The organism is Pseudomonas sp. WOUb67 (assembly GCF_050058005.1).
GTDB lineage: Bacteria > Pseudomonadota > Gammaproteobacteria > Pseudomonadales > Pseudomonadaceae > Aquipseudomonas > Aquipseudomonas putida_R.
This window is the reverse complement of the sequence record NZ_CP170112.1, coordinates 5,488,435-5,504,802: the sequence shown is the minus strand read 5'-3', so window position 1 is coordinate 5,504,802 and position 16,368 is coordinate 5,488,435. Positions and strand designations below refer to the sequence as shown.

The window sequence follows — 16,368 nt, the reverse complement described above, 5'->3', positions numbered from 1 at the left end:
GCCTTGCCAAGCAGGCAAGGCGGGCATACCAGGAGGTGCAACATGAAGTTCATCGAACGCTTTTCGCGCAAGGCATCCGTAGGAACTGTAGCGGCCGGCGATGGTCAGCCGCCGCTGTTGATGGCCCTTGAACCGCGGATCATGTTCGATGCGTCCGTGGGCGTGGTCGCCCAGGATGCCGCTCAGGCCACCGCCGAGCCGGCCAAGGACAGCACCTCCAACGACCAAACGAGCCAACAGGACAGCCAGGCGTCAGCCAGTGCCGACAGCCGATCGGCGCAGAACGACCAGCGCCATGAAGTGGTATTCGTTGATGGCCAAGTGGCCAATGTGGGCGAACTGCTCGAAGGCCTGTCGGGCAAAGCCGAGGTGGTGATCCTTGACCCGAACAAGGACGGCCTGCAGCAGATGGCCGACTACCTCAAGGGCCGTGAAGGCCTGGACGCCATCCACCTGCTGTCCCACGGCGCCGACGGCTCCGTACAGACGGGCAATCTCTGGCTGGCCACCAACAACCTTGGCGAACACCGCGAAGCCTTGCAAAGCATCGGGGCCGCGCTCAAGGCTGATGGCGACCTGATGCTATACGGCTGCAACGTGGGTGAAAGCGGGCAGGGGCAAGCCTTCCTTGACCAGCTGGCCCTGATCACTGGCGCCGATGTGGCAGCGTCTGCCGACGATACCGGCGCTGCCAGCCTGGGCGGCAACTGGGCACTGGAGCGCAGCAGTGGCGTAATCGAGACCGCCAGCCTCGGCACCCAGCTTGAAGGCTATGACGGCTTGTTGGCCGCCACCTTCACCGGCGGCGCCAACCCCACCGCGCCAACCCTGCTCTCTGGGCAGTTGCCGCGCTTCGTGGTGGGCGATTTCAACAACGATGGCCGCAGCGACATCCTGTATCAGATCGGCGCCAACGGCAGCGCCTGGAAGTTCGCTGCCGGTAACGCCGACGGCACCTTCAGCATCGTCGACCAGATAGCCTCGCCGTTCGCCAACGTGACCCTGATCGATGCCGCGAGCAACGGCACCAACTACTATGCCGCCGACTTCGACAAGGACGGTGACATCGACTTGCTGGGCGTGACCGTTACCAGCGGTCCGGCCTATCTGTACCGCAACGTGAACGGTGTGTTCACCCGGGAAGTCGCAGCCGGCTTCAACGGCACCCAGTACGGCGTGCGCCTGGTGGTCGGCGACTTCAACGGCGACGGCGCGGCCGACATTCTCTATCAGCCTGGCACCGTCGACAGCGCCAACGCCTGGCGCTATGCGTTGAACAACGGCGACGGCACCTTTACCGACATGGTGCAGTCTGCCTCGCCCTTCGCGGCCTTCACCCTGGCCGCCTATTCGACCTTCAACTACAAGGTGATCGACTTCGACGGGGACGGCGACCTCGACATCCTTTACCAGCTCAACAACAGCACCGGCGCGCTCTACCTGAACAACGGCAACAATACCTTCAGTCAGGGCTCCACCGCTGGTTTCCCGGTGCCTGTCTTTGCCCCGCGCACCCTGTGGGGCGATTTCGATGGCGATGGCGACGCCGACGTGTTCTGGCAGGTCGGTGCCAACGGTACCGACTGGAATTACGGCACCAACAATGGCGATGGCACCTTCACCATCGTTACCCGGGCCAATTCGCCCTTCGCCGGGCTGAACATGACCGACTACGGCGTCAACAACTTCCGCATCGGTGACTTCGATGGCGACGGTGACATCGACGTGGTCGGCAGCTCGCCTGTTTCGACGGCCTTCGTCTACTACCAGGCCGGCACGCCGCCGACCCTGGTCAGCGCCACGCCGGCCGACGACAGCCTGAACGTGTCGCCGAGCGCCAACATCGTGTTGACGTTCAGCCAGAGCGTGACCAAGGGTACCGGCAACATCCACATCGTGCGCACCTCCGACAACCAGGTGGTGCAGACCATCCTCGCCAGCAGCAGCCAGGTGACCGGCTCCGGTACCACCTGGACCATCGACCCGAGCGACCTGGCCCAGGGCACCGCCTATGCCGTGCGCATCGACAGCAAGGCCTTTGCCAACGCCGATGGCAAGGTGTTCAAGGGCATCAGCAATAACACTACGCTGAATTTCACTACCTCCACCGTGCAAGCGCCGGTGATCGGCAACGTCAACGGCGACACCGTCACCTACGTCGAAGACAGCGCCTATGTACTGCTCGACGCCGGGGCCAATGCAACGGTCAGCGATGCCGATTCGGCCAACTTCAGCGGCGGCAAGCTGATCGTGCAGATCACTGCCGGCGGGACTGTCGGCGAAGACGTGCTGTTCATTCGCGACCAGATTGCCGGTGCCAACCAGATCATCCTTTCCGGTGCCGCGATCATGTACAACGGCCTGGTGATCGGCACATTCACTGGCGGCAGCAATGGCAACCCGCTGGTTGTCACCTTCACCAACAACGCCAACGCAATTACCGTTGCAGCTTTGGTGCAGAACCTGGCGTACCGCAACAGCAATACCGTCGAGCCGTCGACCGCCTCACGCAGCGTGTCGGTCAGCATGGATGACGGCGCGGGCGGCAGCAGCGCGATCTCGGTGGTCAGCGTTGCCGTCCAGGCGGTCAACGATGCTCCGGTGGTCAACCTCGCCGCCACCAACCCGACCTACACCGAGAATGCTTCGGCGGTGCAGCTGTTCAGTGGCGCGACGGTCAACACCGTCGAGTCCGGGCAGAAAGTGACCCAGATGACCTTCACCGTTACCACCGTGTTCAATGGTGCGGCCGAGAAGCTGGTGATCGACGGCAGTGATGTGACCCTCACCAATGGTACCAGCGTGGTCACCACCAACAACGGCACGGTGGTGACGGTCTCGGTGACCAGCGGCACTGCCAGCGTCACCCTCAGCAGCAGCGCAGGCCTGGACGTGGCGACGGCGCAGACCATCCTGAACACCATGGCCTATCGCAACGACAGCGACAGCCCGAACACCACCAACCGTGTGGTGACCCTGAGCACCGTGAGCGACAACGGCGGGTCGGCCAACGGAGGGCTGCCCACCCTCGCCGTAGGTATCTTCAGCACCGTGACCGTGGTGGGCATCAACGACGCGCCGGTCCTGAGCGGCGGGCCATACAGCTTCCCAAGCACCAACGAGGACACTACCAGCACTGGCACGCGGGTCTCGACTCTGCTGACCAACTACACCATGGTCGACGCTGATGTCGGCGCCCTGCGCGGCATCGCGGTGATTACCAAGTCCGGCAACGGCATCTGGCAGTACTCCACCGACAACGCCACCTGGACCGACTTCGGTGCCGTTTCCAGTACCAGCGCGTTGTTGCTGGCTTCCACGACCTACATCCGCTACGTCCCGGATGCCGCCAACGGCGAAACGGCCAGCCTCAGCTTCCGAGGCTGGGACCAGACCACGGGTACGGCGTCCGTAAACGGTATTCGCGGTACCTCTGATACCTCCAGCAACGGTGGCACCACGGCGTTCTCCACAGGCACCGCGGTGGCCAACCTGACGGTGACCTCGGTCAACGATGCACCGGTGATGACGCCGGTGTCGCCGGTTTTGAACGGGATCAGCGAAACCGCGCTCAACAACGGCGGCAGTACCGTTCTCTCGCTGCTAGGTGGTGTCACCGACGTCGATACCTCTGCGGTGAAGGGCATGGCGGTCACCGGCCTGACCGCCACTTACGGCACGTGGCAGTTCAGCCTTGACGCCGGCAGCACCTGGAGCGACGTGGGTGTTGTTTCCACCAGCGCCGCGCTGCTCCTCACCGCGCAGAACCTGGTGCGCTTCGTGCCGGACGGCATCCACGGCGAGACGGCGACCATCACCTACAAGGCCTGGGACCAAAGCAGCAATCCCGGCCTGCAAGGCTTCAAGCTCAATATCACTACCGCCGGCGGTACCTCGGCCTATTCCACGGGGGCCGACACCGCCAGCGTGGTGGTCACCGCGGTCAACGACGCCCCGGTGGTCACCGTGAGCGGTGGTACAGCATCCTGGAGCGAAGGCAACAACGTTGCGTCCACCCCGGTCCTGGTGGACCCGGGCCTGACCCTGTCCGACCCGGACGGTCCGAATCCGATCAGCGCCGCCGCGCGCATGCTGACCTACTACAGCGCTCAGGACAGCCTGAGCTTCGTCAACGATGGCCTCACCATGGGTAACATCATTGGCACCTGGACCGTCGGCACCGGCACCCTGACCCTGACCTCTGCCGGCAACCAGGCGACCGTGGAGCAGTTCCAGGCCGCGCTGCGTGCAGTGACCTACACCAACGCGTCGGAAACCCCCAATACCACGATCCGGACCGTGGGTTTCACTGTCACCGATGGCGAGGGTGCCCAGTCGGCCCTCGTAGCCCGTGACATCACCATCACTGCGGTCAATGATTCGCCGACCATCAGCGCCGTAGCGTCGCTGCCGATTACCGAGGACACGCCGACGGCGCTCGGCCAAATCACGTTCAGCGATGTCGATTCCACCCTTGGCGTCGTGACCTTCTCGGTGGGCAGCGGTACCTTCAGCGCCACCGGCTTCGGCGGCGTCGCCGTGGGCGGTACGGCGACGGCCCTGACCCTGAGCGGCACCCTGGCCAATATCAATAATTTCATCGCCGGCAACCGCCTGGTCTACACCCCGGCAGCCAACGCCAGCGGCGATGTGACCCTGACCATCAACGTCAACACCTCCAGTGTTTCCGACGCCACCACCACCGTGACCCTGCAGGTGGTCGCGGTGAACGATGCGCCTGTGGTCACCGTGCCACCGTCCATCACCGTGACCGAAGATGTGTCGAGCGTGATCAGCGGCATCAGCTTCACGGATGTCGATGCTGGCGCCAACACGGTCACCGCAACCTTCTCCGTGCCGAGCGGCAGCCTGAGCGCGACCGGTGGCATGGGTGTCACCGTCACTGGCTCCGACACCGGCGAGTTGACCCTGTCCGGTAGCCTGGCCGATATCAACTTCTTCATCGCGGCCAATGGCTTGACCTTCAAGACGGCCCAGGACGCCACCACCAGCGTGACCCTGACGGTGACCCTCAACGACAAGGGCTTCAGCGGCACCGGCGGCGAACAGACTGACACCAAGACCGTCACCCTCAACGTCAGCGCGGTCAACGATGCACCGGTCAACAATGTGCCGGGTACACAGACTGCCTCGCAGAACATTGCCCTGGGCTTCAACACGGCCAACGGTAACGCCATCTCCATCACCGACGTGGATGCCGGCAATGGCCTGATGACCGTTATCCTGATGGCAAGCAACGGCCAGCTCAGCCTGGGCAGCCTGACTGGCATCAGCTTGGTGATCGGCACCGGGCTCAACGACACCGTCATGGCGTTCGAGGGTACCCGCGCCGACATCAACGCCGCGCTGCAGACGCTCAGCTTCACGCCCGGCAGCAACTACATTGGCGGCGCCAGCCTCACCATCCAGACCTTTGACAACGGTAACTCCGGCAGCGGCGGACCGCTGACCGACTTCGATACGATCGTAATCAACGTGATCCCGGTGAACCCGGTAGTCACCAGTGTTGCGGCGCAGGGGTTGGACCGTGCCGTGAAAGTCGGCGACGAAGTGCTGATCAGCATGGTTTGGGACCAGGTGGTCAATGTCGATCTCACCAGCGGCAGCCCAAGTCTGTTGCTGGAAACAGGTTTGATCGACCGCAACGCGACCTATGTCAGCGGCAGTGGCAGCAACACCCTGGTCTTCAAGTACACGGTACAGGCCGGCGATATCAGTGCCGACCTGGACTTCCAGAGTACTGCGGCGCTGCAAATGAACGGCGCGGTGATCAGCAACAACACCAGCGACCTGGCGGTACTGACCCTGCCGACCGTGGGCGGCGCCGATTCCCTCGGCGGACGCAGCAATATCGTGGTTGACGGTGTGGTGCCGGTGGTGGCGAGCGTCAGCGCGCCGTCCGATGGCACCTATATCATCGGCCAGAACCTCGACTTCACTGTCAACTTCAGCGAAAACGTGCAGGTCGACACCACGGGTGGGGTGCCACGTATCGCCGTGACGCTGGATACCGGCGGAACAGTGTATGCCGACTACGTAGCCGGTTCCGGTGGCAGCGCCCTGGTGTTCCGCCTGACGGTTGCCAGCGGCCAGCTGGACAGCAACGGCGTGACACTGGGCGGTTCGGTACAGCTCAATGGCGGCAGTATCCGCGACAGCGCAGGCAACGACACCGTAGTGACCCTGAACAGCGTGGCCAGCACTGCCAACGTCCACGTCGACGGTGTGGTGCCGGTGGTGGCCAGCGTCACCGCGCCGCTCGATGGCAACTACAAGGCCGGCGATGTGCTGACCTTCACCGTCAATGCCAGCGAAGCACTGCAGACCGGCGCACTGGCGCCGCGCCTGGTGCTGGACGTGGGCGGCGTGACCCGCTACGCCACCTATGTTTCCGGTAGCGGCGGTGCAGCGCTGGTGTTCCAGTACACCGTGCAGGTCGGTGACAACGACGGCGACGGCATCGCGGTCAACAGCCTCGACTTGCGTGGCGAGCAACTGACCGACCTCGCGGGTAACGACCTGAACCTGACTCTCAATAGTGTAGGCAGCACTGCAGGCGTTGTGGTCGACACCACGGCACCAAGCGCCGGCAGCATCGTGCGTATCGATGCCAGCCCGAACACCGGCAGCTCGGTCAGCTACACCGTGACCTTCGACGAAGATGTCAGCGGCGTAGACGCCAGCGACTTCAACCTGGTCTTCGGCGGTACTGCCGGGGGCAGCATCAGCAGCGTCACGGCGGTCGATGGGCGAACTTACACCGTGGTCGTGGCTGGCCTGAGCGGCAGCGGCAGCCTGCGTCTGGACCTCAACAACAGTGGCACCGGTATCGTCGATCACGCTGGCAACGCCGTGGTCGGCGGCCTGAGCGGCGCCACCTACAGCATCGACCGGGTCGCACCGAGCGTGACCAGCGTCGCTGTGCCGAGCAACGGCACCTACCTCGCCGGGCAGAATCTCGACTTCACCGTACACCTCGATGAAGCCGTGCAACTGGACACCAGCAACGGTGCCCCGCGTATCGCAGTGACGCTGGACGATGGCACTGTTGCCTACGCCACCTACCTGTCCGGTGCCGGAACCGATGCGCTGGTGTTCCGCATGACCGTCGCCAATGGTCAGTTGGACAGCGACGGCGTCGCCCTGGGTGGCAGCATCCAGCTCAACGGCGCAACCCTGCGCGACGCGGCGGGCAACGATGTCAACCTGCCGCTGAACAACGTCGCCAGCACCGCTGGCGTGCAGGTGGATGCGGTGGTGCCGGTGATCGAGTCGGTGACCGTGCCGGCGAACGGCAACTACAAGGCCGGCGATGTGCTGACCTTCACCGTCAATGCCAGCGAAGCACTGCAGACCGGCGCACTGGCGCCGCGCCTGGTGCTGGACGTGGGCGGCGTGACCCGCTACGCCACCTATGTTTCCGGTAGCGGCGGTGCAGCGCTGGTGTTCCAGTACACCGTGCAGGTCGGTGACAACGACGGCGACGGCATCGCGGTCAACAGCCTCGACTTGCGTGGCGAGCAACTGACCGACCTCGCGGGTAACGACCTGAACCTGACTCTCAATAGTGTGGGCAGCACTGCAGGCGTTGTGGTCGACACTACAGCGCCAAGCGTCGGCAGCATCGTGCGTATCGATGCGAGCCCGAACACCAGCAGCTCGGTCAGCTACACCGTGACCTTCGACGAAGATGTCAGCGGCGTGGACGCCAGCGACTTCAACCTGGTCTTCGGCGGTACTGCCGGGGGCAGCATCAGCAGCGTCACGGCGGTCGATGGGCGAACTTACACCGTGGTCGTGGCTGGCCTGAGCGGCAGCGGCAGCCTGCGCCTGGACCTCAACAACAGTGGCACCGGTATCGTCGATCACGCTGGCAACGCCGTGGTCGGCGGCCTGAGCGGCGCCACCTACAGCATCGACCGGGTCGCACCGAGCGTGTCCAGCGTCGATGCGCCGAGCAACGGCACCTACCGCGCCGGGCAGAACCTCGACTTCACCGTACACCTCGATGAAGCCGTGCAACTGGACACCCGCAACGGTACCCCGCGTATCGCAGTGACGCTGGACGATGGCACTGTCACCTACGCCACCTACCTGTCCGGTGCCGGGACCAATGCGCTGGTGTTCCGCATGACCGTCGCCAACGGTCAGCTGGACAGCGACGGCGTCGCCCTGGGTGGCAGCATCCAGCTCAACGGCGCAACCCTGCGCGATACGGCGGGCAACGATGTCAACCTGGCGCTGAACAACGTCGCCAGCACCGCTGGCGTGCAGGTGGATGCGGTGGTGCCGGTGATCGAATCGGTGACTGTGCCGGCGAACGGCAACTACAAGGCCGGCGATGTGCTGACCTTCACCGTCAATGCCAGCGAAGCACTGCAGACCGGCGCACTGGCGCCGCGCCTGGTGCTGGACGTGGGCGGTGTGACCCGCTACGCCACCTATGTTTCCGGTAGCGGCGGTGCAGCGCTGGTGTTCCAGTACACCGTGCAGGCCGGTGACAACGACGGCGACGGCATCGCGGTCAACAGCCTCGACCTGCGTGGCGAGCAACTGACTGACTTGGCCGGCAACAGCCTGAACCTCACGCTCAATGGCATGGGCAGTACAGCAGGTGTGATGGTGGACACCGTCGCACCAAGCGCCGGCAGCATCGTGCGTATCGATGCCAGCCCGAACACCGGCAGCTCCGTCAGCTACACCGTGACCTTCGACGAAGATGTCAGTGGCGTAGACGCCAGCGACTTCAACCTGGTCTTCGGCGGTACTGCCGGGGGCAGCATCAGCAGCGTCACGGCGGTCGATGGGCGAACTTACACCGTGGTCGTGGCTGGCCTGAGCGGCAGCGGCAGCCTGCGCCTGGACCTCAACAACAGTGGCACCGGTATCGTCGATCACGCTGGCAACGCCGTGGTCGGCGGCCTGAGCGGCGCCACCTACAGCATCGACCGGGTCGCACCGAGCGTGACCAGCGTCGCTGTGCCGAGCAACGGCACCTACCTCGCCGGGCAGAATCTCGACTTCACCGTACACCTCGATGAAGCCGTGCAACTGGACACCAGCAACGGTACCCCGCGTATCGCAGTGACGCTGGACGATGGCACTGTTGCCTACGCCACCTACCTGGCCGGTGCCGGGACCGATGCGCTGGTGTTCCGCATGACCGTCGCCAACGGCCAGTTGGACAGCGACGGCGTCGCCCTGGGTGGCAGCATCCAGCTCAACGGCGCAACCCTGCGCGATGCGGCGGGCAACGATGTCAACCTGGCGTTGAACAACGTCGCCAGCACCGCTGGCGTGCAGGTGGATGCGGTGGTGCCGGTGATCGAGTCGGTGACTGTGCCGGCGAACGGCAACTACAAGGCCGGCGATGTGCTGACCTTCACCGTCAATGCCAGCGAAGCACTGCAGACCGGCGCACTGGCGCCGCGCCTGGTGCTGGACGTGGGCGGTGTGACCCGCTACGCCACCTATGTTTCCGGTAGCGGCGGTGCAGCGCTGGTGTTCCAGTACACCGTGCAGGCCGGTGACAACGACGGCGACGGCATCGCGGTCAACAGCCTCGACCTGCGTGGCGAGCAACTGACTGACTTGGCCGGCAACAGCCTGAACCTCACGCTCAATGGCATGGGCAGTACAGCAGGTGTGATGGTGGACACCGTCGCACCAAGCGCCGGCAGCATCGTGCGTATCGATGCCAGCCCGAACACCGGCAGCTCCGTCAGCTACACCGTGACCTTCGACGAAGATGTCAGTGGCGTAGACGCCAGCGACTTCAACCTGGTCTTCGACGGTACTGCCGGGGGCAGCATCAGCAGCGTCACCGCCGTGGACGGCCATACCTACACAGTGATCGTCAGCGGCTTGGTGGGTACCGGCAGCGTACGCCTGGACCTGAAGTCGGGCACGGATATCGCCGATGCGGCTGGCAACCTGGTTGCTGATGGACGCGTGGGCGCGAGCTATAGCATTGACCGCGACGTGCCGAGCGTGACCAGTGTCGATGTGCCGAGCAACGGCACCTACCTCGCCGGGCAGAATCTCGACTTCACCGTACACCTCGATGAAGCCGTGCAACTGGACACCCGCAACGGTACCCCGCGTATCGCAGTGACGCTGGACGATGGCACTGTCACCTACGCCACCTACCTGTCCGGTGCCGGGACCGATGCGCTGGTGTTCCGCATGACCGTCGCCAACGGTCAGCTGGACAGCGACGGCGTCGCCCTGGGTGGCAGCATCCAGCTCAACGGCGCAACCCTGCGCGATACGGCGGGCAACGATGTCAACCTGGCGCTGAACAACGTCGCCAGCACCGCTGGCGTGCAGGTGGATGCGGTGGTGCCGGTGATCGAGTCGGTGACTGTGCCGGCGAACGGCAACTACAAGGCCGGCGATGTGCTGACCTTCACCGTCAATGCCAGCGAAGCACTGCAGACCGGCGCACTGGCGCCGCGCCTGGTGCTGGACGTGGGCGGTGTGACCCGCTACGCCACCTATGTTTCCGGTAGCGGCGGTGCAGCGCTGGTGTTCCAGTACACCGTGCAGGCCGGTGACAACGACGGCGACGGCATCGCGGTCAACAGCCTCGACCTGCGTGGCGAGCAACTGACTGACTTGGCCGGCAACAGCCTGAACCTCACGCTCAATGGCATGGGCAGTACAGCAGGTGTGATGGTGGACACCGTCGCACCAAGCGCCGGCAGCATCGTGCGTATCGATGCCAGCCCGAACACCGGCAGCTCCGTCAGCTACACCGTGACCTTCGACGAAGATGTCAGTGGCGTAGACGCCAGCGACTTCAACCTGGTCTTCGACGGTACTGCCGGGGGCAGCATCAGCAGCGTCACCGCCGTGGACGGCCATACCTACACAGTGATCGTCAGCGGCTTGGTGGGTACCGGCAGCGTACGCCTGGACCTGAAGTCGGGCACGGATATCGCCGATGCGGCTGGCAACCTGGTTGCTGATGGACGCGTGGGCGCGAGCTATAGCATTGACCGCGACGTGCCGAGCGTGACCAGTGTCGATGTGCCGAGCAACGGCACCTACCTCGCCGGGCAGAATCTCGACTTCACCGTACACCTCGATGAAGCCGTGCAACTGGACACCCGCAACGGTACCCCGCGTATCGCAGTGACGCTGGACGATGGCACTGTTGCCTACGCCACCTACCTGGCCGGTGCCGGGACCGATGCGCTGGTGTTCCGCATGACCGTCGCCAACGGCCAGTTGGACAGCGACGGCGTCGCCCTGGGTGGCAGCATCCAGCTCAACGGCGCAACCCTGCGCGATGCGGCGGGCAACGATGTCAACCTGGCGTTGAACAACGTCGCCAGCACCGCTGGCGTGCAGGTGGATGCGGTGGTGCCGGTGATCGAGTCGGTGACCGTGCCGGCGAACGGCAACTACAAGGCCGGCGATGTACTGACCTTCACCGTCAATGCCAGCGAAGCACTGCAGACCGGCGCGCTGGCGCCGCGCCTGGTGCTGGACGTGGGCGGTGTGACCCGTTACGCCACCTATGTTTCCGGTAGCGGCGGTGCAGCGCTGGTGTTCCAGTACACCGTGCAGGCCGGTGACAACGACGGCGACGGCATCGCGGTCAGCAGCCTCGACCTGCGTGGCGAGCAACTGACCGACCTCGCGGGTAACGACCTGAACCTGACCCTCAATAGTGTGGGCAGCACTGCAGGCGTAGTGGTCGACACCACGGCGCCAAGCGCCGGCAGCATCGTGCGCATTGATGCCAGCCCGAACACCGGCAGCTCGGTCAGCTACACCGTGACCTTCGACGAAGATGTCAGTGGCGTGGACGCCAGCGACTTCAGCCTGGTCTTCGGCGGTACTGCCGGGGGCAGCATCAGCAGCGTCACCGCTGTGGACGGCCATACCTACACAGTGATCGTCAGCGGCTTGGTGGGTACCGGCAGCGTACGCCTGGACCTGAAGTCGGGCACCGATATCGCCGATGCGGCTGGCAACCTGGTTGCTGATGGACGCGTGGGCGCGAGCTATAGCATTGACCGCGACGTGCCGAGCGTGACCAGCGTCGCTGTGCCGGGCAACGGTACCTACATCATCGGCCAGAACCTCGACTTCACTGTCAACTTCAGCGAAAACGTGCAGGTCGATACCACAGGTGGGGTGCCACGTATTGCCGTGACGCTGGATACCGGCGGAACCGTATATGCCGACTACGTATCCGGTTCCGGTGGCAGTGCCCTGGTGTTCCGCCTGACGGTTGCCAGCGGCCAGCTGGACAGCAACGGCGTGACACTGGGTGGTTCGGTACAGCTCAATGGCGGCAGTATCCGCGACAGCGTCGGCAACGACACCGTGGTCACCTTGAACGGTGTTGCCAGTACCGCCAACGTCCACGTCGACGGGGTGGTACCGGCAGTGGTCAGTGTCACCACACCGCTCGATGGCAACTACAAGGCCGGCGATGTGCTGACCTTCACCGTCAATGCCAGCGAAGCACTGCAGACCGGCGCACTGGTGCCGCGCCTGGTGCTGGACGTGGGCGGTGTGACCCGCTACGCCACCTATGTTTCCGGTAGCGGCGGTGCAGCGCTGGTGTTCCAGTACACCGTGCAGGCCGGCGACACTGACGGCGATGGCATTGCGGTCAGCAGCCTCGACCTGCGTGGCGAGCAACTGACCGACCTCGCGGGTAACGACCTGAACCTGACCCTCAATAGTGTGGGCAGCACTGCAGGCGTTGTGGTCGACACCACGGCACCAAGCGCCGGCAGCATCGTGCGTATCGATGCCAGCCCGAACACCGGCAGCTCGGTCAGCTACACCGTGACCTTCGACGAAGATGTCAGTGGCGTGGACGCCAGCGACTTCAGCCTGGTCTTCGGCGGTACTGCCGGGGGCAGCATCAGCAGCGTCACCGCTGTGGACGGCCATACCTACACAGTGATCGTCAGCGGCTTGGTGGGTACCGGCAGCGTACGCCTGGACCTGAAGTCGGGCACCGATATCGCCGATGCGGCTGGCAACCTGGTTGCTGATGGACGCGTGGGCGCGAGCTATAGCATTGACCGCGACGTGCCGAGCGTGACCAGCGTCGCTGTGCCGGGCAACGGTACCTACATCATCGGCCAGAACCTCGACTTCACTGTCAACTTCAGCGAAAACGTGCAGGTCGATACCACAGGTGGGGTGCCACGTATTGCCGTGACGCTGGATACCGGCGGAACCGTATATGCCGACTACGTATCCGGTTCCGGTGGCAGTGCCCTGGTGTTCCGCCTGACGGTTGCCAGCGGCCAGCTGGACAGCAACGGCGTGACACTGGGTGGTTCGGTACAGCTCAATGGCGGCAGTATCCGCGACAGCGTCGGCAACGACACCGTGGTCACCTTGAACGGTGTTGCCAGTACCGCCAACGTCCACGTCGACGGGGTGGTACCGGCAGTGGTCAGTGTCACCACACCGCTCGATGGCAACTACAAGGCCGGCGATGTGCTGACCTTCACCGTCAATGCCAGCGAAGCACTGCAGACCGGCGCACTGGTGCCGCGCCTGGTGCTGGACGTGGGCGGTGTGACCCGCTACGCCACCTATGTTTCCGGTAGCGGCGGTGCAGCGCTGGTGTTCCAGTACACCGTGCAGGCCGGCGACACTGACGGCGATGGCATTGCGGTCAGCAGCCTCGACCTGCGTGGCGAGCAACTGACCGACCTCGCGGGTAACGACCTGAACCTGACCCTCAATAGTGTGGGCAGCACTGCAGGCGTTGTGGTCGACACCACGGCACCAAGCGCCGGCAGCATCGTGCGTATCGATGCCAGCCCGAACACCGGCAGCTCGGTCAGCTACACCGTGACCTTCGACGAAGATGTCAGTGGCGTGGACGCCAGCGACTTCAGCCTGGTCTTCGGCGGTACTGCCGGGGGCAGCATCAGCAGCGTCACGGCGGTCGATGGGCGAACTTACACCGTGGTCGTGGCTGGCCTGAGCGGCAGCGGCAGCCTGCGCCTGGATCTCAACAACAGTGGCACCGGTATTGTCGATCACGCTGGCAACGCCGTGGTCGGTGGCCTGAGCGGCGCCACCTACAGCATCGACCGGGTCGCACCGAGCGTGACCAGCGTCGATGCGCCGGGCAACGGTACCTACCGCGCCGGGCAGCATCTCGACTTCACCGTACACCTTGATGAAGCGGTGCAACTGGACACCCGCAACGGTACCCCGCGTATCGCAGTGACGCTGGACGATGGCACTGTTGCCTACGCCACCTACCTGTCCGGTGCCGGGAGCAATGCGCTGGTGTTCCGCATGACCGTCGCCAATGGTCAGCTGGACAGCGACGGGATCACGCTGGGCAGCAGTATCCAGCTCAACGGCGCGACGATGCGCGACAGCACCGGCAACAACGCCAACACAGCACTCAACGGCGTGGACGATACCCGCCAGGTGCGCATCGATGCCCTGGTGCCGAGCGTTACCACCGTCGGCCTGCCGGCGGCAGGTGCCTACAATGCCGGTGACGTGCTGCGCTTCACCGTCCATGCCAGTGAAAATGTCATTGTCGATAGCGGCGCCGGCACACCGCGCATCGCCCTCGACATCAATGGCGTGACCCGCTACGCCAGCTACGTATCCGGCAGTGTCAGCAATGCACTGGTGTTTGAATACACGGTGCAGTCGAGCAATAACGCCAACGGCATTACCCTGGGCGCGAACATCGACCTTAACGGCGCGACACTGCGTGATGCCGCCGGCAACGAGATGAACCTGGCGTTGAACGTACCGGGCCTCAACGGCGGTATCGTCATTGACACCCATGCGCCGCAAGTGCGCGCCATCGCCAATGTCGACATCACGCCGACCAATGCCAGTTCGGTGCGTTACACAGTGACATTCAGTGAAGGCGTCAGTGGTGTCGATATCGGCGACTTCAGCCTGGCCTTCACCGGCTCGGCCGCTGGTCGTATCGTTTCGCTGCAGCGTGTCGATGGCAGCACCTACACCGTCATCGTCGACAGCCTGACGGGCGCTGGCAATGTGCGCCTGGACCTGAATGCAAACGGCTCAGGGATCGTCGATGTGGCGGGCAATCCTTTAGCAGCAGGCCTGCAAGGCAACAACTACGTCATCGACCGTGTTGCCCCATCGGTGAGTAGTGTCGGCGTGCCGGCCAGCGGCACCTACGTTGCAGGCCAGACCCTCGATTTCATCGTCAATACCGACGAGGCGGTGGTGGTGGACAGCGGCGACGGTAACCCGCGCCTGGCGATTACCCTGGACAACGGGCGCATGGTCTATGCCGACTACGTGTCCAGTTCTGGTGGCACCGGGCTGCTGTTCCGCCTCAGTATCACCAGTGGCATGGCCGGCAACAGCACGTTCGCCGTGGCCCAGGCCATCGACCTCAACGGCGGCAGCATGCGTGATGCCCGAGGCAACGACGCCAATACCGGGCTGAACAACGTCGGTGATACCCGCGGGATCCTGATCGATGCCAAGGCGCCGCGCCCGAGCAGCATCGTGCTCGACGGCCCGGTGTTGCCGACTGATCGTACGCTGAGCTTCACCCTGAGCTTCGACGAGGCGGTCAGCGGTGTCGATACCCGCGACTTCTCGGTGCTCGGTACCGGCTCGGCCAGCGGGGTGGTGCAGACGGTGCAACAGATCGGTGCCGGGACTTACCGAATCGTGGTCGGCGATCTGCGGGGGCAGGGCAGTGTGTCGCTGAGTCTGAATGCTTTGAACAGCGGTATCCAGGATGGCGCTGGCAATGCTCTGGCGGTGTCGCTGGCGAGCCAGGTGCAAACCCTGCAGACCCAGGATGCAGGTGACCTGCATTACCGTCTCAATCCGCCGCAAACCACGGGTGCGCCGCAGGTGGCATTGACCCAGCCTCAGATTCCGGGGTTTGTCGCCAACGCCAGTGGCTCGCCGATGGTCATTCCGTCGCTGTTCGACATCCGTACCGTGGGTGGCGATCTGCAGCCGCTGGGCACCATCTTCCTCGGTGACGGGAGCAGCGCACCCAGCTTCATCGCCCAGGTATTCGGCAGCAGCGACGCCGGCCTGGGGGGCCACAGCGGCTTCCTCGGCTTCGGTGGCGGTGATGGCGGGGTGTTCGGCAGCAGTACCTTTGCCGCCGTGTTCAGCCGCGAAGTGCCGGGGGTCAGCGAGATGAGCGTATTCAACGGTAGCCAGTGGAAGCAGAGCGACTTGAACCAGGGGCTGCGCGGGGTCTTCGGGGCACCGACCTTCGGCCAGCAATTACAACAATTCAATGAAGCCGACCAGCGCCATGTACGCGAGTTGGCCAAGGCCCTGGCGCAGCCGACAGAGATCGGGAAGCGGGCATGAAAGACAGCA

1 protein-coding gene is annotated in these 16,368 nt (G+C 64.3%); it reads left to right on the top strand.

Annotated elements, in window-relative coordinates; translation table 11 throughout:
* The first annotated feature begins 42 nt into the window (after window positions 1–42).
* Window positions 43–16,359, top strand: a complete 16,317-nt coding sequence (locus ABOC32_RS24300; RefSeq protein WP_426809186.1) for a DUF4347 domain-containing protein — start codon at window positions 43–45, stop codon at window positions 16,357–16,359.
* The last annotated feature ends 9 nt before the right edge of the window (window positions 16,360–16,368 follow it).